This is a genomic window from Cognatilysobacter xinjiangensis (assembly GCF_014651995.1).
Lineage (GTDB): Bacteria > Pseudomonadota > Gammaproteobacteria > Xanthomonadales > Xanthomonadaceae > Cognatilysobacter > Cognatilysobacter xinjiangensis.
The window spans coordinates 937,318-957,752 of record NZ_BMXY01000001.1; the positions used below are offsets into that span (position 1 = coordinate 937,318).

General features: G+C 70.2%; 20 protein-coding genes. 11 read left to right on the top strand and 9 right to left on the bottom strand.

Annotation, left to right across the window (positions count from 1 at the left end; all coding sequences use genetic code 11):
- Window positions 1-69: 69 nt before the first annotated feature.
- Together IE066_RS04420 and IE066_RS04425 are read right to left on the bottom strand one after the other, a co-directional pair.
- On the bottom strand, window positions 70-1,407 hold the full coding sequence (locus IE066_RS04420; protein WP_189447166.1) for an ATP-binding protein: 1,338 nt from the start codon (window positions 1,405-1,407) through the stop codon (window positions 70-72).
- Window positions 1,404-2,069, bottom strand: coding sequence for a response regulator (locus tag IE066_RS04425; RefSeq protein ID WP_189447168.1), 666 nt, complete (start codon window positions 2,067-2,069; stop codon window positions 1,404-1,406). The genes IE066_RS04420 and IE066_RS04425 overlap by 4 nt, the downstream gene beginning before the upstream one ends.
- Before the next feature lie 124 nt (window positions 2,070-2,193).
- On the opposite strand from IE066_RS04425, the gene dsbD reads away from it, so the two are divergent.
- The 4 genes from dsbD (at window position 2,194) to IE066_RS04445 (ending at window position 7,642) form a co-directional block, all read left to right on the top strand.
- The gene (gene dsbD / locus IE066_RS04430; protein ID WP_189447171.1) at window positions 2,194-4,179 is read left to right on the top strand and encodes a protein-disulfide reductase DsbD; all 1,986 of its coding nucleotides are present in this window, start codon (window positions 2,194-2,196) and stop codon (window positions 4,177-4,179) included.
- Between the two features lie 2 nt (window positions 4,180-4,181).
- The gene (locus IE066_RS04435; protein WP_229790662.1) at window positions 4,182-5,027 is read left to right on the top strand and encodes a TlpA disulfide reductase family protein; all 846 of its coding nucleotides are present in this window, start codon (window positions 4,182-4,184) and stop codon (window positions 5,025-5,027) included.
- A complete protein-coding gene (gene dsbG / locus IE066_RS04440; protein ID WP_229790663.1) occupies window positions 5,024-5,827 on the top strand; it encodes a thiol:disulfide interchange protein DsbG in 804 nt (267 codons plus the stop codon). Before IE066_RS04435 ends, dsbG begins: the two co-directional genes overlap by 4 nt.
- Before the next feature lie 168 nt (window positions 5,828-5,995).
- Window positions 5,996-7,642 (top strand): bifunctional metallophosphatase/5'-nucleotidase, encoded by a 1,647-nt coding sequence (locus IE066_RS04445; RefSeq protein WP_189447176.1) that lies wholly within the window; start codon window positions 5,996-5,998, stop codon window positions 7,640-7,642.
- Between the two features lie 2 nt (window positions 7,643-7,644).
- Here IE066_RS04445 and IE066_RS04450 read toward each other — a convergent pair whose 3' ends face one another.
- The 6 genes from IE066_RS04450 to IE066_RS04475 are packed head-to-tail and all read right to left on the bottom strand — an operon-like array spanning window position 7,645 to window position 13,168.
- Window positions 7,645-8,619 carry a c-type cytochrome gene (locus IE066_RS04450; RefSeq protein ID WP_189447178.1) on the bottom strand — a complete coding sequence of 325 codons (975 nt, stop codon included), beginning with the start codon at window positions 8,617-8,619 and terminating at the stop codon, window positions 7,645-7,647.
- Complete coding sequence (locus IE066_RS04455; protein ID WP_189447180.1) at window positions 8,616-9,245, bottom strand: c-type cytochrome; 630 nt, start codon at window positions 9,243-9,245, stop codon at window positions 8,616-8,618. Before IE066_RS04455 ends, IE066_RS04450 begins: the two co-directional genes overlap by 4 nt.
- Window positions 9,246-9,253: 8 nt before the next feature.
- Window positions 9,254-9,790: a DsrE family protein gene (locus IE066_RS04460; protein WP_189447183.1), complete on the bottom strand. Its 537-nt coding sequence runs from the start codon at window positions 9,788-9,790 to the stop codon at window positions 9,254-9,256.
- A gap of 23 nt (window positions 9,791-9,813) precedes the next feature.
- A complete protein-coding gene (locus IE066_RS04465; RefSeq protein WP_189447184.1) occupies window positions 9,814-10,563 on the bottom strand; it encodes an MBL fold metallo-hydrolase in 750 nt (249 codons plus the stop codon).
- A 22-nt stretch (window positions 10,564-10,585) separates the two neighbouring features.
- On the bottom strand, window positions 10,586-12,814 hold the full coding sequence (gene sulP / locus IE066_RS04470; RefSeq protein WP_189447187.1) for a sulfate permease: 2,229 nt from the start codon (window positions 12,812-12,814) through the stop codon (window positions 10,586-10,588).
- Between the two features lie 15 nt (window positions 12,815-12,829).
- Window positions 12,830-13,168: an ArsR/SmtB family transcription factor gene (locus IE066_RS04475; protein WP_189447189.1), complete on the bottom strand. Its 339-nt coding sequence runs from the start codon at window positions 13,166-13,168 to the stop codon at window positions 12,830-12,832.
- 87 nt (window positions 13,169-13,255) lie between these two features.
- Between IE066_RS04475 and IE066_RS04480 the strand changes: the two genes are divergently transcribed.
- From IE066_RS04480 to IE066_RS04500, 5 genes are read left to right on the top strand one after another with little or no spacing between them, the layout of a single operon-like run.
- Window positions 13,256-14,128: an MBL fold metallo-hydrolase gene (locus tag IE066_RS04480; protein WP_189447191.1), complete on the top strand. Its 873-nt coding sequence runs from the start codon at window positions 13,256-13,258 to the stop codon at window positions 14,126-14,128.
- Window positions 14,125-14,541: a YeeE/YedE family protein gene (locus IE066_RS04485; protein WP_189447193.1), complete on the top strand. Its 417-nt coding sequence runs from the start codon at window positions 14,125-14,127 to the stop codon at window positions 14,539-14,541. Before IE066_RS04480 ends, IE066_RS04485 begins: the two co-directional genes overlap by 4 nt.
- 2 nt (window positions 14,542-14,543) lie before the next feature.
- Window positions 14,544-14,960, top strand: a complete 417-nt coding sequence (locus IE066_RS04490; protein ID WP_189447196.1) for a DUF6691 family protein — start codon at window positions 14,544-14,546, stop codon at window positions 14,958-14,960.
- Between the two features lie 10 nt (window positions 14,961-14,970).
- Window positions 14,971-15,495: a protein tyrosine phosphatase family protein gene (locus IE066_RS04495; protein WP_189447198.1), complete on the top strand. Its 525-nt coding sequence runs from the start codon at window positions 14,971-14,973 to the stop codon at window positions 15,493-15,495.
- Window positions 15,496-15,543: 48 nt separating this feature from the next.
- On the top strand, window positions 15,544-16,785 hold the full coding sequence (locus IE066_RS04500; protein ID WP_229790664.1) for an MFS transporter: 1,242 nt from the start codon (window positions 15,544-15,546) through the stop codon (window positions 16,783-16,785).
- Window positions 16,786-17,524: 739 nt separating this feature from the next.
- Here the strand turns inward: IE066_RS04500 and IE066_RS04505 are convergent.
- Window positions 17,525-18,616 carry a site-specific integrase gene (locus tag IE066_RS04505; protein WP_189447202.1) on the bottom strand — a complete coding sequence of 364 codons (1,092 nt, stop codon included), beginning with the start codon at window positions 18,614-18,616 and terminating at the stop codon, window positions 17,525-17,527.
- Between the two features lie 105 nt (window positions 18,617-18,721).
- Between IE066_RS04505 and IE066_RS04510 the strand changes: the two genes are divergently transcribed.
- Both IE066_RS04510 and IE066_RS04515 read left to right on the top strand, forming a co-directional pair.
- Window positions 18,722-19,648, top strand: a complete 927-nt coding sequence (locus IE066_RS04510) for a DNA-binding protein (RefSeq protein WP_189447204.1) — start codon at window positions 18,722-18,724, stop codon at window positions 19,646-19,648.
- Between the two features lie 35 nt (window positions 19,649-19,683).
- A complete protein-coding gene (locus IE066_RS04515) occupies window positions 19,684-20,433 on the top strand; it encodes an SseB family protein (RefSeq protein WP_189447206.1) in 750 nt (249 codons plus the stop codon).
- Window positions 20,434-20,435: the final 2 nt, after the last annotated feature.

Genomic DNA, 20,435 nt, shown 5'->3' on the forward strand with positions numbered 1-20,435 from the left:
GGCAGCTAGCCATGTGTTGCATCGATCGTATGAAACCGCCACCCAAAGCGGACATACCAGCTTCCTAGCTCACGCAGGTCGCACACCTTCTTCATCTCCGATAGTGGGTAGTGTCAAGGTGGTACAGAAGCCTCGTGGATCGTGGGATGTGAGGTCCAGGTGCCCACCGAAGCGCTTTGCGATCGCGGCGACAAGCGCCAAGCCGAGGCCGCTTCCGCCCGGCACGGTCCGCCCACGCCAGAAGCGCCTTGTCGCAAATTGCAGCTCAACTGGCGTCATTCCCGGGCCGTGATCGCGAACGCGAAATCGCACTAGGCCCGGTCGGTGCTCTGCATCGACTTCGACCGGGTCGCACGCAGGCGAGTAGCGCAGCGCGTTGTCGACGAGGTTGCGTAGCGCTGCGACGGCGAGCTGCGGTGGAACGGCCAGCACTGGCGACGTAGCGCCGGGCTTGACGATGACGCGATCGCGGGCGCTGCCCGCCACTGCGATGGCCTGGTCAAGCGCCTCCGACGCGGTGATGCGAGTGCCGTCCTCGAACGAAATCTCGCCTTCCACCCGCGCGAGCATGAGCAGCTGCTCCAGCGTCGCACGCATGCGTGCAACGCCGGTCGCTGCGTCCGTGAGCGGTTCCTGCGCCACGTCGTCGGCCGCGAGCCGCGCCAGCTGCAGGTGGGTGTCGATGATGGTGAGCGGCGTGCGCAACTCGTGCGCGGCATCGTTGGTGAAGCTGCGTTCGCGCTGTAGGGCGCCGCTCGATCGCTCCAGGAGCTCATTCAGCGCCTGGATCAGCGGACGCAGCTCTGCCGGGAGATGGCTGCCGTCGACCGGCTCGGTCGCATCGACGGGGCGCGACGCCAGTGTCCGGCGCAATCCTGCCAGCGGCGCGAGCGCGCGACCCGTGCCGAACCAGAGGGCGGCGAGCCCGCCCAGCGCGGCGATGAGGACGGGCACCCCAGCGGCCAGCGCGACTCGGCGCCGCAGTAGCGCGCGCTCATCCAGCCGGTCCGCGGTGGTGATGTCGAACGCATCCGTGCGCAGCGTGTACGTCCGCCACGCGTGGCCGTCAATGACGGCAGTGCGGTACCCCGGCAGCGCCGCCGTGATCGGCGCACGGCCGCTTCCGCGCGTGGTCGCGACGATCTCGCCGCGCAACGTGCGGACCTGGCAGGCCATGCCCTGGCTCCCGGGAACGGTCAGCGCACCCTGGGCAGCGATCGCGCTGCCTCCGCGCGACGCGGATTGGGCGAGCAGGCCGGCGACCATGCGGGCGGACATCGCCAGCCGCTCGTCGAGCGTGCGCTGCAGGCCGCGGTCGAGGTCGCGCAGCATCCAGAGCGCGGCGCCAGCCCAGAGCACAGCCACCGAGACGCCGATCACCAGCACCAGCCGAAGGCGCAGGCTCATTGCTTCGCCCAGCCGAAGCGATAGCCCAGCCCGCGGACGGTGGTTACGACATCCGCCCCGAGCTTGCGGCGCAGGTGGTGGATATGCACGTTCACCGCATTGCTGCCGACATCCTGATCCAGTCCGTACAGGCGGTCCTTGAGCTGCTCCATCGAGAGGCAGCGACCATCGGCCTGCACGAGGCCGGCGAGCAGCGTCGCCTCGCGCCGGGAGAGCTCCACGGGCTCGCCATGCAGCCACGCCGAGCCGCTGCTGGGGTCGAAGCGCAGCGGGCCGGCCTCGACGAGGTTCGATCCGCGTCCGCCGGTGCGTCGCATCAAGGCATGCAGCCGGGCGACGAGCTCGCCCAGGTCAAACGGCTTGACGAGGTAGTCGTCCGCACCGCTTTGGAGTCCTTGGATCCGATCCCCGACCGCATCACGTGCGGTCAGCACGAGCACGGGGACCTGGTCGCCGCGCTGGCGCATACGTGCCAGCAGGTCCAGGCCATCGCCGTCGGGCAGTCCGCGATCGAGCACGACGGCATCGCACTCGGCATGCGCGAGCGCGAGTTCGGCCTGCGCCGCCGTCGCCACCGTGTCGGCGGTGAGGCCATAGGCGCGCAACCCGGCGACGATGCCGCGGGCGATCAGATCATCGTCCTCGATCACGAGGATGCGCATTGGCGGCTCCACGCGGATCCGGGCGGTCCGCGTTCCGGAATGCGAGGCTAATCGACGCCCGCTTCAGGGGCATGTGCGACGCCATTTAATACTGACTTAATCCGCGTGTACGACCGTGTCGGCCATGCACGCCATCCTTCTGCGCACGCTGCTCGCGTTGTGCGCGATCTTCCCCGCTGCCGCGGATGCGGGCGTCTTCCCGCTCGACGGCCAGCCCGAATTCCTCGAAGCGCGGGACGTGTTCCGGGTCGAGGTCGCTGACGCCGACGAGGGCATCGTGCGAATGCGCGCGACGATTCCGCCCGGCTATTACATCTACCGTCATCGACTCCGACTGGAGGCCGCCGGAACGACGGTGCCGCTCGTCCTGCCGCGCGGCCTGCCCAAGACCGACGAGTTCTTTGGCACGAGCGAGGTCTACCGGGACGCGGTCGAGTTCGAGGCGCGGTCGGTCGGTGGAACGACGGCCGTCCTGCACTGGCAGGGCTGCGCGGATGCGGGGATCTGCTATCCGCCGCAGACGCTGCGCCTCGCGCTGCCGGCCACGGCATCCAGGGCCGCGTCGCCGGCGCCGGCCGCACTGCCGGCGCCTAACGTGCGGACGGCGGCGCCCCGGGCGGCCATGGCTGCGGACGCGGATGCGACACTCCGCGGTTCGAACGAGGCATTGGCGGACGCGACGCGCGCCTCTGCCAGCGGGGCACCGCCGACGCCGGGCGCGAGCGCGTCGGAGCAGGCCAGCGCGCCGTCTGCCATCCCGGCAGCCGTTGCGCCCGATCCGGGGCAGGTCCCCGCCCTGGCCGAGGACGAGGCACTCGCGCGCCGATTGGCCGGAAGTGGCCTCGCCGTCTCCATCGCGGTGTTCTTCGGGCTGGGCCTGTTGCTCGCGTTCACGCCCTGCACGCTGCCGATGGTGCCGATCGTCTCCAGCCTCGTGGTCGGCGGGCAGCCGTCGCCCCGCCGGGCCCTGCTGCTGTCGACCGCCTACGTCCTGCCGATGGCACTGACCTATGCCGCGCTCGGCGTGGTGGCCGGGCTCAGCGGCGCGAACCTGCAGGCGGCGCTGCAGCAGCCGTGGCTGCTCGGCGGCTTCGCGGTTCTGTTCGTCGTACTCGCGCTAGCGATGTTCGGTGCATTCGAACTGCAGCTTCCCGTCTGGCTCCGCGATCGCCTGGACCGCGCCGGGCGGGGCACGGGCGGCGGCACGGTCGCGGGCGCCGCGGCCATGGGCCTGCTGTCGGCGCTGCTGGTGGGTCCATGCATGACCGCGCCGCTCGCCGGTGCGCTGATCTACATCGGCCAATCCGGTGATCCCGTGACCGGCGGCCTCGCGCTGTTCGCGCTCGGGCTCGGGATGGGGCTGCCCCTGCTGTTGATCGCCCTGTTCGGTGCGCGCGTACTGCCCAGGCCCGGGCCGTGGATGGCGCGGGTGAAGGCGGCGTTCGGCTTCGTCCTGCTCGCGCTCGCGGTCTCGATGGCCGGGCGCGTGTTGCCCGCGGCGGTCACCCTGTCGCTGTGGGGCGCGTGGCTGATCATGGTCGCGGCGGGCCTGCTGGCGCTGGGGGCGGAGTCCCCGGCTGGCGTCCTCGGGCGCTGGGCGCCGCGCGCGCTCGCGGCCGTCGCCGCGGTCTGGGCGATGGCCCTGATGCTCGGTGGCGCGGCCGGCGGCACGGACCCGCTGCGGCCGCTGGAGCCCATTGGCGGCGCCCCCGCCGCGGCCGCGACGCGGCCGGCGACGCCCGCCTACGTGCATGTCAAGTCGAATGACGATGTCGCGCGGCGGATCGCCGAGGCAGGCGCCCGCGGCGAATGGACGCTGGTGGACTTCTACGCCGACTGGTGCGTGTCCTGCCATGTGATCGAGCGCGAGGTGTTCGCCGACCCCGCGGTCGCGGCCGCACTGTCGCGCATGCAGGTGCTGCGGCCGGACGTGACCGCGAACGATGCGACCGACCAGGCGTTGATGCGTGCCTGGCAGGTGATCGGCCCGCCGACGCTGCTGCTGATCGGCCCGGATGGACGCGAACGCCGTGCGCTGCGCACCACCGGAGAAATCGCGCCCGAGGCCTTCTTCGAGCGCCTGCAGCGCGCTGGCGCGGGGGGCACGTGATGGTGAGCCTGGGACCGATTCCCTTGCCGCTGGTGCTGCTGGTCGCCGCGCTGCTGGTCGCCGTCGCGGTTGGCCGCTGGGCCGCTCCGGCCCACGGCGACGCCCCGCGGCTGCCTGTCGCCGGTGTCTTCCTCGACATGTTGATGGTGGGCCTGCTCGCGGGCCGCCTGGTGTTCGTGCTGCAGTGGTGGCCGCTGTATGCCGCCGATCCGTGGTCCGTCCTGCGCCCGGGCGACGGCGGGTATTCGGTCTGGGCCGGCGCGCTGGCCGGCTTGGCGTTCGGCGCATGGCGTGCGAGACGGACGCCGGCGCTGCGCCGCCCCCTGGTCTGGGGCGCCGCCGCCGGGCTCGCCAGCTGGGCCGTACTCGCCGGCATGCTGGTGGTGATGCAGCGCGCTGCCGTGCAACTTCCCACCGCGGAGCTGAGCCGGCTGGAGGGCGGCCGCGTACGCCTGGCCGACATGACGGGGCGCCCGATGGTGGTCAACCTCTGGGCGACCTGGTGCCCCCCGTGCAGGCGCGAGATGCCGGTGCTGGCGCAGGCCCAGGCCGCCAATGCCGGCGTCCAGTTCGTATTCGTCAACCAGGGCGAGGGCGAACACACCGTGCGCGGTTACCTGCGCGAAGGCGGCCTGCAGCTGCGCAACGTCGTGCTCGACGCGTCCTCGGCGGTATCGCAGCAGACGGGTGCGCGCGGGCTCCCCACGACATTGTTTTTCGCCGCCGACGGACGGCTCGTCGACGTGCACATGGGCGAGCTGACCCGCGCGGGCCTCGCGCAGAAGCTGCAACGCTTCGGCCCCGAGGCCGCGAACCCTTCCCGATCCCCCGACGAGGTAGCACGATGAAGCATTCCATTCCCGCGGCACTGGCACTGGCGCTCGCGATGATCGGCACTGCGGCCTGCAGCCGCGCGCAGGAGCCGGTGCCGGCGGCAGCCGCCCCTGCGACGAAGCCGCGCCCCGCGGTCCTGCGCACGATCGAAGCGCAGGGACTCGAGGTGCTCGGCGAGTTCGAGGCGCCGGGCGGCCTGCGCGGCTTTGCCGGCCTGGCCGGGCAGCGGCCGATGGCCGTGTACGTCACGCCCGATGGTGGGCACGCGCTGATCGGCATGCTGGTGGATGCCAAGGGCGAGGACGTCGGCCAGGCGCACCTGCAGCGCCTCGTCGCCGCGCCTGTTTCCAAGCGCGTCTGGGCGCAGCTGGAGAAGAGCACCTGGGTCGCCGACGGACGCCCGGACGCGCCACGGATCGTGTACACGTTCAGCGATCCCAACTGCCCGTACTGCAACCGCTTCTGGCATGCGGCACGGCCATGGGTCGACGCGGGCAAGGTGCAACTGCGCCACGTGCTCGTGGGCGTCATCCGGGATGACAGCGCGAACAAGGCCGCCGCCATCCTGGGTGCCGCGTCGCCGACGGAGGCGCTCGCGCGCAACGAACGCGCCTATTCGACCGGCGGCATCACCGGTGCGCCCACCGTACCGGCCGGTGTCCGCAGCCGGCTGGATGCCAACGAGCGCCTGATGCTCGAGCTCGGTTTCCAGGGCACTCCCGGCATCCTCTTCCGGGACGCCGCAGGGGTGGTGCAGCGCCGTTCCGGCCTGCCACCGGCCGAGGACCTGCCCGTCGTGCTGGGGCCGCGCTGACCCTCGCACGCTTGCCGGCGCGCGTGACGCACCGGTGACGTGCGTCCACGGCGCGAGCCGATCGGGTCAGGTCGGCGACGCGACAGACGACCTGGTCCTGATCTAGAGCGTGCTACAGAACGCCCGACAGGCCGATGCGGCCGCCTCGATGCACGGCAGGAAACGCTGATGGAGCTGCGTCTGATCCACATGGGTGACCTGCACGGTCATCTCGTGCCCAGGCCCCACCTGCGAGGCGACCATCCCGGCTTGCAGGGCGGGCTGGCTCGGCTGTACACGCTGGTGCAGCGCCTGCGCGGCGAGCATGGCAATGCGCTGCTGATGAACACGGGGGACACCGTGCAGGGCGGGGCCGAGGCACTGTTCACCCGCGGGCAGGCGGTGGTGGACGTGCTCGACCGTTTCGGCATCGACGCGTTCGCACCGGGCAACTGGGACTACCTGTACGGCAAGGCGCGCTTCCTCGAGCTGTTCGGGCCGGGCAGTGACGGGCATGGCGGTTGTCGCTGGGGTGCGGTGGCGGCGAATATGTTCGATGCGGACACCGGCGCCGCGCTTCTGCCGCCCTGGCGGCTGCTCGACGCGGGCGGCGTGCGCGTGGCCGTGGTCGGGCTGTCGAGCGAGCGCGCCATCAATGCGCTCGGGCCGTGGGCGACCGAAGGCATCCGCTTCACCGGCGATGCCGCCGAACTCGGCCCCCTGCTGGAGACGATCCGGAACCGCGAGACGCCCGACGCGATCGTGCTGCTCTCGGAGTTCGGCCTCGCCAAGAACCTCCTCATCGCGGAGCGGCATCCCGAACTCGCGGCGGTGCTGTCGTCGGACATGCACGAGGAGACGCGCGAGCCGGTGGTGGCGCGAAGCGGCGTGCTCGTCTCCGAGGTGGGGCAGGACGGCACTCGCGTGGGGCAGTTCGACCTTCTCCTCGACGGCGGTCGCGTGCGGGAATGGCGCTACCGGCTGCATGTCGTCGACGACACGCTCGACGAGGACCCGGCCATCGCCGCGTGCGTCGAGGCGGTGCGGCGGCCGTTCGTCTCCGGCCCGGGCTTTCGACCCCACGAGGACCCGATCAGCGGGGCGATCCTGCAGACCCCGATCGACACGATCGTTGGCCACGCATGCGTGGGCCTCCACCGGAGCGGCTTCGCCCAGGACCCGGTGCCCGCGGCGGTGCATGGAACCTCGAGCCAGTACCTGGCGGAGGCCTTCCGGCGACAGGCGCGGGCGGACATCGGCCATATGCGGGGCTTCCGCTACGGGACGCACGTGGCGGCCGGCCCGATCCGGCTGGAGGACCTGTACCACTACATGCCGGTGGGCCCCCAGATCGCGGTCGGACGCGTGAAGGGGGAGGCGGTGCTCGCCGATCTGGAGCGGAGCGCGGACGGCGTGTTCAGTCCCGACCCCTTCAAATGGACCGGAGGCTGGCTCGACGCGTATGCCGGCCTGCGCTTCGAGCTCGACGCCGGCGCGCCCGCGCATGCGCGCATCGCCGAGGTCCACGTGCAGCGTTACGGGCAGCCGGGCTGGATGCCCTTGGAGCCGGCCGCGGAGTATCGGGTTGCCGGCTACTGGTACTCGCGGCAGCCGGGAAAGATCGGCAGCCTCGATGTCGGAGCGGCGCAGGTGCTGCGCGGCGAAGACGGCGAGGTGCGCGACGCATGCGACGTGGTGCGCGACGACCTCGCCAGCGCGCCGGCCGACCCTGACATGGCCGGTATCCGGCTCGCGGCGCCGTTGCCCGCGGCGCTGCACGGCAATCCCGAGATCCAGCCGCTGCAGGGCGCGATGCGGCCGGCTGGCGGACCCTAGCCTCAGCGCCGCGCGGGCTGGCTTCCGAGCAGCTGGCCGTTGACCACCGTGCCGTAGGGCGAATTGGGGTCGTCATGGAAGCGTCGGCGCGTCTCGGCGACGTCGCCCGTGAACCGCGGATCCTGCGGGCGCTCGTGGGCATTCATGAAAAGCGCCGCGTCCCAGGCGTCCTGCTCGGTGAGCGTGCCGCCGCGCCCGAGCGGCATATTCGCGCGGATGAAGGCGGCGGCGTTGTCGAGCTGGTGCATGCCCGCGCCCCAGTTGTACGAATCGGGTCCCCATAGCGGCGGAAACACGTAGCGGCCCTCGGCCTTCTGCCCCAGGCCGTCATCGCCGTGGCAGATCGCGCAGTTGGCCGCGTAGACCTTCGCGCCGCGCTCGAAGTCGGGCGGGTTCGGCGCGTTCTTCGACTTCGGATACCCGGCGCCCGGCAGCGTCTTTCCCGTGGGTGCACCGCTCGCCATCCAGAACGAGTAGGCCTCGAGCGCCGCGAGCACCTCATGCCCGAGAGGCGGCGCCTTGCCGTCCATGCTGTACATGAAGCAGCCCTGCAGCCGCTCGGCGTAGCTGTTCACGCTCTGCGTCTTGGCGCGATACGCGGGATAGCGCACCCACGCGCCCCACAGCGGGGCCGAGTTGGCGAGCCGCCCGGCGTCGAGGTGGCAGTTGCTGCATCGCAACTGGTTCCCGACGAACTCCGGGGCGTGCGTGGGTGTGTCGGTGAAGATGTCGTGGCCCTTGCGAACGAGGTCGCCGAAGCCGCCTTCGGGAATCGCATCGAGCTCGGGTGGAGCGAACGCGGTATCCGCCGATGACGTGCCACCGCGACCGGCGACCGTGGCAGGCGGAGTCGCAGACGCCCGGGCCGCACGGTCGGCATCGCGCTTGTAGTAGTGCGGGGCGCGCACGTCGTCGTGGTTGCAGGCGCCCAGCAGTGCCAGGAGCGGGAGGAGCAGGGAAACGGGCCGTGGTCTCATGGGTCGCCTCCCGGACGGCGGGCGGGCTGCACCGAGAACCATTGCGCGACGGCGGCGATCTCGTCGTCGCTGAGCCTGGACGCCGGTGCGCGCATCAGGGCCTGCGGGTCGTTCTTGCGCAGCCCGTCGCGGAAGGCCTTCAGTTGCGCGCTGATGTACGCCGCGCTCTGTCCCGCCAGTGCAGGAAACGCGGCGCCCACACCGCGCCCGCCCGGGCCGTGGCACTGCACGCATGCAGGCACGCTCTTCGCCCAGGCGCCACGCATTGCGAGGCGCTGTCCGGCCGGGTCTCCACGCGCCGCCGTCGCTGCCGGCGGCGGTGGCAGCCGGGCGTAATGCTGGGCGAGCGCCTGACGGTCAGCCGACGCCAGTGCCTTGGCGATCGGCGACATCACGGCATTGGCGCGACGCCCGGTGGCGAAGTCGTCCAGTTGTCGCGCCAGGTACGCGGAATCGAGTCCTGCCAGGCGCGGGAAGCTTCCCTGCCCCTCGCCGGCCGCGCCGTGACAGCTTGAGCAGGCCGCTACCCCGGGCGCCCCGGCGCGGGCGATCGTCGCGGGGTCGGCCGCCATTGCCACGCCGGCGGACACGAGAAGGCCTGCAGCGAACAGCGTGCGACAACGCATGGCGATCCTCACTCGGGTATGAGCGCGAAGCCCTGTGACTGCAAGTGGACCAGTGTCGTCATGGCGGACATGTCACGACGCACCTCGGGTGCCACGTCCGCCGTCGCGATGCCCTGTCCGTGCAGCGCCTGCCCGCAGACGCTGACCACGGCGCCCGCCTGCCTCAGCGCGCGGATCAGCGGCAGGTTCGGATTGGCGGCGACGTCCGGGTGCCGCGCCCGGTAGCGGTCGTGCGTGAGGACGGCGGTCGTGGCGGGCCCGGAGATCACGACGACGACGTCGCCCGGCCGCGGGCGGATGCCCTCCTTGCCGAGCAGGTTGAGATAGCGCGCCGCCTTGTCGAGCGCGGGTGCGACCTTGTCCGGCGAAGCCGCGGCCCGGGTCGCCGGGAACACGGCGCGCACCGCGCCGGGCGACGGACGCATCGCCGCATCGGGCACCTCCGCAGCCTGGCCGAAGCCGGGAACCGCGACGAAGGGTGTCGCGCGAGCGCCTAGGGTCTGGCATCCGGCGAGCGACACGATCGCCAGGGCGACGGGGAGCATGAGGCGTGGACGTGGCATGTCGGTCACCCCTGCGGACTTTCGGCCATTTCATGGCAGTACTGGCGCAGGTGGTCCGGCAGGTCCGGCGGGCACTCCCCGCAGGCCTTGTTGCCGGGCACCGCGTAGTCGATGAACTTCGGGTAGGGCAGGTTGAGGTTCGCCATCAGTTCGACGAACTCCTCGAGCGTGCGATCGCCACCCAGACGCGGATTGCGCTGTTTTTCCTGCGCGATGCTCGACACCCAGCGCCCCTGGTAGTCGTGCGCCGGGTAGACCAGGGTCTCGCCCGGCAGCCCGAACAGCTTGCCCCGCACGGTCTCGTACAGCACCTGCGAGTCCCCGCTCTGGAAATCCGTGCGCCCGCACCCGTCGATCAGCAGCGCATCGCCGGTGAACACACGATCGCCCGCGACCAGCGCGAAGTGGTTGTCGGTATGCCCGGGCGTGTGCATGGGATCGATGCGCAGGCCGCCGATCTGCAGCGGCAGTCCGTCCTCCATCGGCACGTCGGCGCAGGGCAGGGCATCGAGGGCGGGGACCGCGATGCGGCTGCCCGCCTCGCGTCGCAGCATGGACGCGGACGTGATGTGGTCGGCATGGATGTGCGTGTCGATCGTCATGACGAGCTTCAGCCCGAGCGAATTGACGACCTGCAGGTCCCGCTGCCAGGCCGGCATGACCGGGTCGATCAGCGCGGCCTCGCCCGTTTCCGGGCACGCGAGCAGGTAGGTGTACGTCGAGGATACGGGTTCGAACAGCTGGCGGAAGATCATGGGAATTCTCCGTGGCAGGGCGTCAGGCGCCGCCGGTGGCGAGCAGGCTGGCGACCGCCGGCTCCAGGCTGGCCAGGCCCGCGGCCCGGCCCATTTCGAGGGCGTCCGTCGCCGGCGCGCCGTGGTGCCAGCCCTGCTCCAGCGCCACGAGCGCGCCGACCCGGTTGGCGCTCGCGCAATGGATGAGCACGGGGCCACGTCCCTCTGCATGGGCGAGCTCGTCCGAGAAGCGCTGCACCGTCTCGCGGGTGAGGTCCTGCACGCCGGCCACCGGGATGGCGACGTAGTGCAGGCCCAGGCGTTCGGCCGCTGCGCGCTCGTCGTACTGGTCGGGCTCGTTGGGAGCGCGCAGGTTGATCACCGTGCGGACCCCGTCGTCCGCCAGCTGCGCGAGCTGTTCGGGGCTTGGCTGGCCACTGCTGTAGCGGTCCTTCGCGAACGGGCGGATCGTGGTCATGCGTCGGCTCCAGTGGGGGGCGGGGAAGTCGGGTGGCATGGCGTCGTCGGCGCGCCGGGTGAGTTCGGGATCGAGCACCGCGAGCGCCTGGTGCTGGCTCAGGAACACGCGGCCGCTCAGGTGGTCGAGGAAGTGCGAACGCTGCAGGCGGTCGAGCACCGGGCCTTTCACCTCGGTGAGGTGCAGCAGGACACCCGCCTGCTGCAGACGCTCGTTGACGACTTCCAGGCTGTCCAGCGCGCTCGCATCGATGTAGTTGACCGCCGGGCACATCAGCACGACGTGGCGGATCTCCGGGCGGCGGGCGATCTCGTCATACAGCCGGTCCTCGAGATAGCGTGCATTGGCGAAGTAGAGGCTCTCGTCCACCCGCACCGACAGGACCTGCGGACTGGTCAGCACGGCGTGGCGTTCGACGTTGCGGAAATGCTCGGTGCCCGGGACCTGGCCGACGATCGCGATGTGCGGCCGGCTGGTGCGCCACAGGTAGAGCAGCAGCGACAGCGCGACGCCCGCCACGATGCCGGCCTCGACGCCCACCGTGAGCACCACGAGGATGGTGGCCGCCATCGCGGAGAAGTCGCTGCGCGAGTAACGCCAGGTGTGGCGGACCGTGCCGAGGTCGACCAGCGACAGCACCGCGACGACGATCGTCGCCGCCAACGCGGCCTGCGGCAGGTTGCGGAACAGCGGCGTGAACAGCAGCGCCACCGTCGCGATGCCGGCGGCGGTGAATACTCCGGCGAGCTGCGTGCGCGCCCCCGCATCGAAGTTGACGACCGAACGCGCGAAGCCGCCGGTGACCGGGTAGCCGCCGGTCAGCGCGGCCGCGACGTTGGCCGTGCCCAGGCCCACCAGCTCCTGGTTGGCGTCGATCCGCTCCCGCCGCTTGGCCGCCAGCGTGTGTGCGACCGAGATCGATTCGACGAAGCCCACCAGGCTGATGAGCGACGCCGCCGGTAGCAGCTGGATCCACAGTGCCATGTCGAACACGGGCACCGAAAGCGGGGGCAGGCCGGCGGGAACGGCACCCACGACGCGCACGCCACTCGCGGCCAGCCCGCCAAGGCTGACGGCGAGCGTGGTGGCGACGATCGCGACGACCGGCCCGGCCTTGGTCATGAAGTCCGCCGCCCGCGCCGGCAGGCCCGCACGGAGCAGCAGCGGCTTGAGCCCCTTGCGCACCCAGAACAGGAACGCCGTCGCCAGCACGCCGATGGCCACGGTTGGGCCATTGGCGGACGGCAGGGCGGCCACCAGGCCCGGCACGATCTCCAGCAGCGTGTCGCCCTCCTGGCGCACCCCGAGGATGTGCTTGAGCTGGCTCGCAGCGATCAGCACCGCGGACGCGGTGATGAACCCCGAGATCACCGGATGGCTGAGGAACGTGGCGAGAAAGCCGAGGCGCAGCAGCGCCATGCCGAGCAGCACCAGCCCGGAGAGAAGTGCGAGGACCAGCGCCGCGGCGACATAGTTCGCACTGCCGGTGGCCGCGATGTCGCCCACGGCCGCTGCGGTCATCAGCGACACCACGGCGACGGGCCCGACCGACAGCGTGCGGCTGGTGCCGAAGGCCGCGTAGGCGACGAGCGGCGCGATGCTCGCGTACAGGCCCACCTGCGGGGGCAGGCCCGCGAGCATCGCGTAGGCGAGGCTCTGCGGGATGAGCATCAGCGTGACGATCAGCGCCGCGAACAGGTCCTGACCGAGCGTGGCCCGGTCGTAGCCGTGCAGCCACGCCAGCGCCGGGATCCAGCGCGCGAGTGGTGCGGCTCGCAAGGATTCCGGGCGCATCGGCATCGCCGCCCCTCAGTCCTGTGCCGCGCAGTAGGCGGCATACAGGGCATCGAGCACGCCCATCGCCGGACCTTTGGCGAGCGAGTAGTGGATCGTCTGCGACTCACGCCGCGTGGTGACGAGTTCCATCTCCCGCAGCACGGCCAGGTGCTGCGAGAGGGCGGACATGCTCAGGCCGGTGATGGGCTGCAGCTCCCCGACGGAGCGTTCACCCTCCACCAGCTGGCAGAGCACCAGCAGGCGCGCCGGATGCGCCAGCGCCTTGAGCAGTGCGGCTGCTTCGTCGGCATGCCGCGCCATCTGCTCGGGCGACGGCATGGGACGGGCGATCTTCTTCGATGAACGTGGCATGGCGGTCTTAGTTTAGTAAGCGCTTGACAAGGTGGCGTGACGGATCTAATTTAGCGGCATCTAAAGTGCAGCGCAAGGAGCTGTCCTATGAATCCGCAGGTCCAGAGCTTCTACGACCCCGCGACGTTCACGTTCACCTACGTGGTCTATGACCGCGACGGCGGGCGCGCCGCGATCGTCGACCCGGTGCTCGACTACGATCCCGCAGCGGCCCGCGTCTCGACGGCGTCGGCGGATCGCGTGCTCGCCTTCGTGCGCGAGCGCGCGCTCACGGTGGACTGGATCCTCGAAACGCACGCCCATGCCGACCACCTCACCGCCGCCGCGCACCTCAAGCGCGCGACTGGCGCGAAGGTCGCCATCGGCCGTGGCATCACCCAGGTGCAGGAGCGTTTCAAGGCGCTGTTCGGCCTCGAGCCGGAATTCGCCACCGACGGCCGCCAGTTCGATCACCTGTTCGTCGACGGCGACACCTTCCGCATCGGCGACCTCGAGGCGCGTGCCATCGCGACCCCCGGGCACACCGATGACAGCCTGACGTATCTCGTCGGCGACGCGGCATTCGTGGGCGATACCGTGTTCGCACCGGAAACCGGGACCGCACGCGCCGATTTCCCCGGAGGCGACGCGCGCAAGCTGTACCGGTCGATCCGCAGCCTGTTCGACCTGCCGGCCGACACCCGCCTGTTCCTGTGCCACGACTACCCGCCGGCCGAGCGCGAAGCACGCGCGCAGAGTTCGCTGGATGAGCAGAAGCAGCGCAACGTGCACGTCGGCGGCGGGGCGGACGAGGAGGCGTTCGTGAAGATGAGGACCGAACGCGATGCCGGGCTGCCGGCCCCCAAGCTGATCCTGCCCGCATTGCAGGTCAATATCCGCGCGGGCGAACTGCCGCCGCCGGAGCCGAACGGCATCCGCTACCTGCGGCTGCCCCTGAACCAGCTGGGAGGCGGGGCATGAGCACGTGGATAATGGCCCTGGCCGGCGGCGTGCTGATCGGCCTGTCGGCGACGCTGCTGCTGTGGCTCAACGGGAGGGTGGCCGGCGTGAGCGGCATCCTCAACGGGGTGCTGTTCCCCAAGGCAGGGGATGTCTCGTGGCGGGCGATGTTCCTGCTGGGGCTGATCGCGGCGGCGGGCGCCTACATGGCGCTCGTGCCGGGTGCACCGCTGCCGCGGACCGACTACTCCCGCGTCGCGCTGGTGATCGCCGGGGTGCTCGTCGGCTTCGGCACGCGGATGGGCAACGGCTGCACGAGCGGCCATGGCGTCTGCGGCCTGGGGCGGCTGTCGATGCGTTCGCTGGCGGCCGTGCTGACCTTCATGGCCACCGCCATCGCGACCACGTTCGTGGTCCGCCACCTCTGGAGCTGACGATGAAGAAGTTCTCGCTTGCCGCCCTGTTCTCGGGTGCGCTGTTCGGCCTGGGCCTGGCGATGTCGGGCATGACCGACCCGCGTCGCGTGCTCGGCTTCCTGGACCTGTTCGGCGACTTCGACCCGACGCTGATGTTCGTGCTCGGTGGCGCGGTGGCGACCACCACGCTGCTGTTCCGTTTCGTGCTGCGTCGCGGCAGCCCGGTGCTCGCCGATACGTTCCAGCTGTCGAGCCTGAAGCACGTCGACCGCAAGCTGCTCGCGGGCGCCGCCCTTTTCGGGATCGGCTGGGGCATCGCAGGTTACTGCCCGGGCCCCGCGCTCGCGGGCCTCGGGATCGGCTCGGTCGAAGCACTATGGTTCATTCCGGCAATGCTCGCCGGCATCCTGTTGCACCGTGTCGTCAATCGCGCCTGAGGAGCACGCCATGAAGCTCATCGCACCTCTCGTTCTCACCGCAGCACTTGCAGGCGGCTGCGCCACCACGGCTGCGCCGGCACCATTGCCGGCGATCGCCGACGCGGTCGCACCCGTCCCTGGCATCGTGTCCGCGGGACGTCTGCAGCCGGGTGACATCGCTCGCGTGCGCGAGGCGGGCATCCGCCATGTGATCGACCTCACCCCCGATGCCGAGACGCCGGACTTCGACGAAGCCGCTGCCGTGCGCGCCGCGGGCCTAGGGTATTCGAACCTGCCGCTGCGCGGTCCCATGGACCTCACCCGCGAAAACGCGCTGGCATTCGACGCGCTCGTTCGGGGTGCCCCGAGGCCGGTTCTAGTGCACTGCGCCAGCGGCAATCGCGTCGGCGCCATGGCCGCACTCCGGGCCGTCTGGGTCGAGGGCAAGCCCGTGGAGGAGGCGATCGCCATCGGCAAGGCCTGGGGGCTGAGGGGGCTCGAGGCGGAGGTGCGGCGCAGGATCGAGTCCGGTACCCCGCAGTCGGAGACCTAAGCTCCGCTGGCCATTGACGAAAACGTGCGAGAGGCCGACATGGAGTCAGTGAAGACGGCACCCGTGCTGGGGCTTCGCGAGAATGCCGGCCAGTTCGCCCTGCTCATGCTCGTCAACGCCTTCGTGGGCGCCATGGTGGGCCTGGAGCGGAGCATTCTGCCCGCGATCGCCGAGCAGGATTTCGGGCTCGTCGCACGCACGGCGATGCTGTCCTTCATCGTCGCGTTTGGCATTTCGAAGGCGCTGACCAACTACGTCGCCGGCCGGCTCTCGGACCGGTACGGGCGCAAGCTCGTTCTGGTGGCCGGATGGGCCGTCGCGGCTCCGGTGCCGTTCCTGCTCATGTGGGCACCGGACTGGAACTGGGTGCTCGCGGCCAACATGTTGCTAGGGGTGAGCCAGGGGCTGACCTGGTCGACCACCGTGATCATGAAGATCGATCTCGTCGGCCACCGGCAGCGCGGCCTCGCCATGGGGCTCAACGAGTTCGCCGGCTATTTCGCTGTGGCCATGAGCGCGCTCGCGACCGGCTGGGTCGCGGCTCGCTACGGTTTGCGCCCCGAGCCGTTCTACCTCGGCATCGGGTACGTGGTCATCGGATCGGTGCTGTCGGTGTTCGCGGTGCGCGAGACGCTGCATTTCGTACATCACGAAACACACAGCGTGGCAGGCCCAGTCGAGCCCCTTAACCAACGCGAGCTGTTCTGGAAGGTGAGCGTAGGCGACCGCAACCTGTCGAGCGTCAGCCAGGCCGGTCTCGTCAACAACCTCAACGACGGCATGGCCTGGGGCCTGTTTCCGCTCGTCTACGCAGCGGCAGGCGCGAGCATCGCTGAAATCGGCATGCTGGCGGCGCTGTACCCGGCCGTCTGGGGTTTGGGACAGATCGTGACCGGCGCGCTTTCGGACGTGTGGGGCCGGAAGCGGCTGATCGTTGGCGGAATGTGGGTGCAGGCGGCCGGCATTGCCGTCACCGGCCACGCGGGCGAGCTCATGGGCTTTGCCATCGGCGCCATCCTGCTTGGGGCAGGCACGGCCATGGTGTATCCGACGCTGCTAGCGGCCATCGGCGATGTCGCGCGGCCGGATTGGCGGGCGTCCGCCGTGGGAATCTATCGCCTCTGGCGCGACCTTGGGTATGCAGTGGGTGCGGTGCTCGCCGGACTGCTAGCCGACTTCTACGGATTGGGCTCTGCGGTCTACGTTATCGCCGGAGTGACCGTCCTCTCCGGAACGCTCGCCGCATGGCGCATGTCCGAGACGCGTATCGCGGCAACAAACGCGGGCTAACTGATTGACCGGCGACGGCCGGTCTAGGCCAGGCGCTGTGGGCTCCATGGAAGGATGGGCACCACCGGACGTCCGCTATTGGCCGAAAGCGGACGCTGGCTGACGAGCCCACGATCTCTCCCCAGTGAAGTCCGTAGAAGGTATGAGGGACATATTCCGGGTCACGGCAATGCCAATTGGCCCGCCAAACGGGCGTCTCATGTGTGCTTGCGACAATTACACCTGCTGGGTGTAATTGGGGTGTAATTACCCGCGACGAACGGAACTCGACCGTTATGCGTGCCGCCGCTAATCCCTAGTCACGTTGTTTTGGGCCTGAGCGTGCTTGCATCGGTCGCGCTCAGCCTTCAATGAGCATGCGTCCGGCCGGGCGGCCGCCGCCTGAGCGCCTTGGCAACAGGGTGCCGGAGCGGCGTATGGCCCAGCGCCACGCGCAAGCCGCCCGCGTGACACCACGACCCTGAACATTGCATGGAAGCCCTCGTGGGTGGGAAACGCCTGGTCCGGACACCTCGGGGCCGTAGACCCAGATCCATCGACCGTCCCTAAGCGCGTTGCGCTAGGTAGCCATGGAGTCACCTTGGCCCGCGGCCGGGGCCAAGGTGTGGGTGGCGGTCCTGCGCCGCAGCGTGCTGGCGGGCTGACGCGTCACCGATTGCGTCGGTGCGTCCGCTTCAATCCGAAGCGGACGCGCCGCTCGTCGCAGACGGGCAGGGTGTCGTGCTGTCGCCGAGACCGATTACGGCTGCACGGCCGTCTTGTCTAGAAGCCTGGCTGCCGGGTTGTCCTCGACGCCGCCGGCTTGGAAGTAGCCAATGACGCTGCTGACGGCCCGATGTTCCGTCATTGCCATCAGGGCGGGCAGGGCGACACCCTGGCGGCCACCTTCCGTCACGAATCCAGATCGGAGGCTGTGGCCTGCGAAGTCGCCATCGAGCCCCGCACGCGCCGCGCGCCGCTGGACAACCCCGGCGACGGCCGCCGGCGACAGACCTGGGCCGATGCGATTGGTCCAGAGGCGTCGAAAGATCCGGCCCTCCATAAGTCCGCTTGCACGGATCCACGCCTCCAAGGCCTCGGCCGCGACCCCGAGCACCGGTTTGTCGGGCGTTGAATTCGCACTCGGTCCGGCCTGCTGCGTCTTGCTGTGCTGCAGGCGGTAGACATAGCCGCCGTCCGGCAGGCGCTTGAGATCCGCGAAGTCCGCCGCGGCGACCTCACTGCGACGACGACCCCCACTGGCGAAGGCGAAGTAGAGCAGGGCGCGGTCGCGAAGCCCCTCGAGCGTCTCGTCGCAGGTCGCCACCAGCGCCTCGAGCTCTCGCCGGGTAATCGCGGTCTTCTTGATTGGCCGATCGCCACGTTTGTTGGCGGCACGGCGGGCCCGCGCCAGCAGATGCCGCACAGGAGGCTGCTCGCAGGGGTTCTCGACGCGGCGCAGCTGATGGGCCTTGGAGAGCACTGCGATTCGGTGCACCACGGTGCTCAACTTCAGTGGGCCTGGCCGCTGCTTGAAGCGTGCCCGAACGAGCTGAGCATCGAGGGCCTCCGGCAGTTCCCACGTCATCCCTTTGGCCGAGCGCCTGGCGATGTGGTCGACGATGAACTGCACAACCGCGACCTCGGGTACTGGTAGCTCGATGGCACGCCCGTAGCGCCCCTGAAACCAGGCGGCCCAATAGCGAAGCGCGCTGGCGTAGCTGCGCGTCGTGTTGGCAGACGCCGCTTCCTCGAGGATCTCCTTGACCGCGCTCTCGGCGGCCTCGGCCAGCTGATCTGGCAGAAGAAGTGGGGTATCAGCGAGTACGGCCAGTTCAGCGTTCTTTGACATATGTAATATGTAGCACGCACTACGGGATCATTGCGATACCCGCGATAACAATCCCTTATCGCGGTTGGGTTTCGGCAGAGTAGGGCACCCAGTAAGGAGGTGTAAATGGCCCGCGGCATCACCCAATCCGACGTCGATCGCGCCGCCGACACGCTGCTGGCGCAAGGCGAACGCCCCACCGTTGAGCGTATTCGCCAGTTTCTCGGCACCGGCTCGCCGAACACGGTCACGCGCTTGCTCGACCTCTGGTGGAAGGCGCTCGGCGGGCGGCTGGCCACGTCTGCGGCCAAAGTCGCGCTCCCGGATGCGCCACCGGCGGTGGTCACGCTCGCGTCGCAGCTCTGGGAGCAGGCCCTTGCGGCGGCCCAGGAGCATGCCGAAGCCGGCCTGGAAGGCGAGCGCAGCGCGCTCGCGGCAGCAGGTCTCGAGGCCGACGCACGCGTGGCCGCGGCTCACCAGGCGGCCGAGGCGTCGGAAGCCCGCGCCGCTGAAGCGGCGGCCGCGCTGCTGACGGCGCACCAGCGTCTTGAGGATCGCCAGCGTCTGGTCGACCAGCAGGCGGCGCAGATCCTGGATTTGACCGCCCAGCGCGACCACGCGTTGCTGCGCACCGAGCAGCTTGAAGCCGACGGTGCTGCTGTGCGCAACCGCCTCGAAGGGCTGCAGCAGGAAGCGGAGACGACCCGTGTGGCGCACGCTGCTCACGTCCGCGCGGTCGAGGATCGGGCCCACGCCGAGGTGGATCGGGCGCGGCAGGAGGCGCGCGACCATGAAAAGGCGCTGCACGCGGCCGAGAAGGGCCGAACGGCGCGGATCCGCGAACTCGAGGCCGAGTTGGCACAGAGCCGCACTATCGCGATCGACACGAACCGCGCGCTCGCGTCGGAACAGGCACGGCGCGAGACGCTCGAGCAGCAGCTCGCGGAGGTCCATCGCCGGCTGGACGCGGCGCTGCAAGCCGCGCCGCGCGCAGCGCGCTTGAGCGCGCCGCGGCGCCCGGCCGTCACGCCCCGACGCCCTCGGCCGCGCTGATGCGAACGCCCGGCATCTAAGTAATACTGATCACCGTGACCACGGTGATCGAGCTCGAGCGACTGAAACAGCAGGCCATCGCAGACCCGCGGTGCGAGGGGGCATACCTACGCGCGCTGCTGAGCGCGACGTTGTATGTGCACCCGCCTCGGTCGGACGACTCCGGCAGGTTGCGTTTCCTGACGTTTACGAGGCCCGATGGCCTGACCGTCATCCCAGCGTTCAGTCACGTCGGAGCCGCGCGGATGGCCGGGGGAAACGCCGCGCGTGTGGCGTCAACGCGGGAACGGGCGCTCTTCGAGGGGACCCGGGGCGCGGTCCTCATGTTGGACGCGAACGAGGTCGGCACGACGCTCTACCCGGAAGAGATCGCCGCCCTGTTGGACGGCGGGCGCGCCGCCCCAGCACCCGTCGCGCTTGATTGCCACGAAGGCTTCGAACTTCTGCCGGCGTCGGGGCGAGACAGCTGGCTGCTTGAGTTGCTCGCGAGTGCACTGCAACCGGTGGAAGCGGTCGAACGCGTACACCTCGCTGCGGCCTGCTCGCCGGCGGGCACGGGTGAGGCCGATCGTCTGGTGGCCATCGTTGCAGCGCTTCGCGCCCATGCCGAGCGGGCCGCACGCGCGGTGGCCGTCGCCCTGGAGAGCACGCCCCGCGCACCGCGGCTGTCGCTCGACCTGGTGACCCATGACCCTGGTGACGCCTTTCCCCCCGAACTGGTCGGCAACGTAGAACAGGGTTGGACACGTGAGCTGCGCGCCGATGAAGCGTACCGGCGGGGGTAGTC

Bases quoted from the DNA above. Each gene is read 5' to 3' on its own strand.
- IE066_RS04420 (WP_189447166.1), bottom strand. From the start codon at position 1,407: ATGAGCCTGCGCCTTCGGCTGGTGCTGGTGATCGGCGTCTCGGTGGCT.
- IE066_RS04425 (WP_189447168.1), bottom strand. From the start codon at position 2,069: ATGCGCATCCTCGTGATCGAGGACGATGATCTGATCGCCCGCGGCATC.
- dsbD (WP_189447171.1), top strand. From the start codon at position 2,194: ATGCACGCCATCCTTCTGCGCACGCTGCTCGCGTTGTGCGCGATCTTC.
- dsbG (WP_229790663.1), top strand. From the start codon at position 5,024: ATGAAGCATTCCATTCCCGCGGCACTGGCACTGGCGCTCGCGATGATC.
- IE066_RS04445 (WP_189447176.1), top strand. From the start codon at position 5,996: ATGGAGCTGCGTCTGATCCACATGGGTGACCTGCACGGTCATCTCGTG.
- IE066_RS04450 (WP_189447178.1), bottom strand. From the start codon at position 8,619: ATGAGACCACGGCCCGTTTCCCTGCTCCTCCCGCTCCTGGCACTGCTG.
- IE066_RS04455 (WP_189447180.1), bottom strand. From the start codon at position 9,245: ATGCGTTGTCGCACGCTGTTCGCTGCAGGCCTTCTCGTGTCCGCCGGC.
- IE066_RS04460 (WP_189447183.1), bottom strand. From the start codon at position 9,790: ATGCTCCCCGTCGCCCTGGCGATCGTGTCGCTCGCCGGATGCCAGACC.
- IE066_RS04465 (WP_189447184.1), bottom strand. From the start codon at position 10,563: ATGATCTTCCGCCAGCTGTTCGAACCCGTATCCTCGACGTACACCTAC.
- sulP (WP_189447187.1), bottom strand. From the start codon at position 12,814: ATGCGCCCGGAATCCTTGCGAGCCGCACCACTCGCGCGCTGGATCCCG.
- IE066_RS04475 (WP_189447189.1), bottom strand. From the start codon at position 13,168: ATGCCACGTTCATCGAAGAAGATCGCCCGTCCCATGCCGTCGCCCGAG.
- IE066_RS04480 (WP_189447191.1), top strand. From the start codon at position 13,256: ATGAATCCGCAGGTCCAGAGCTTCTACGACCCCGCGACGTTCACGTTC.
- IE066_RS04485 (WP_189447193.1), top strand. From the start codon at position 14,125: ATGAGCACGTGGATAATGGCCCTGGCCGGCGGCGTGCTGATCGGCCTG.
- IE066_RS04490 (WP_189447196.1), top strand. From the start codon at position 14,544: ATGAAGAAGTTCTCGCTTGCCGCCCTGTTCTCGGGTGCGCTGTTCGGC.
- IE066_RS04495 (WP_189447198.1), top strand. From the start codon at position 14,971: ATGAAGCTCATCGCACCTCTCGTTCTCACCGCAGCACTTGCAGGCGGC.
- IE066_RS04505 (WP_189447202.1), bottom strand. From the start codon at position 18,616: ATGTCAAAGAACGCTGAACTGGCCGTACTCGCTGATACCCCACTTCTT.
- IE066_RS04510 (WP_189447204.1), top strand. From the start codon at position 18,722: ATGGCCCGCGGCATCACCCAATCCGACGTCGATCGCGCCGCCGACACG.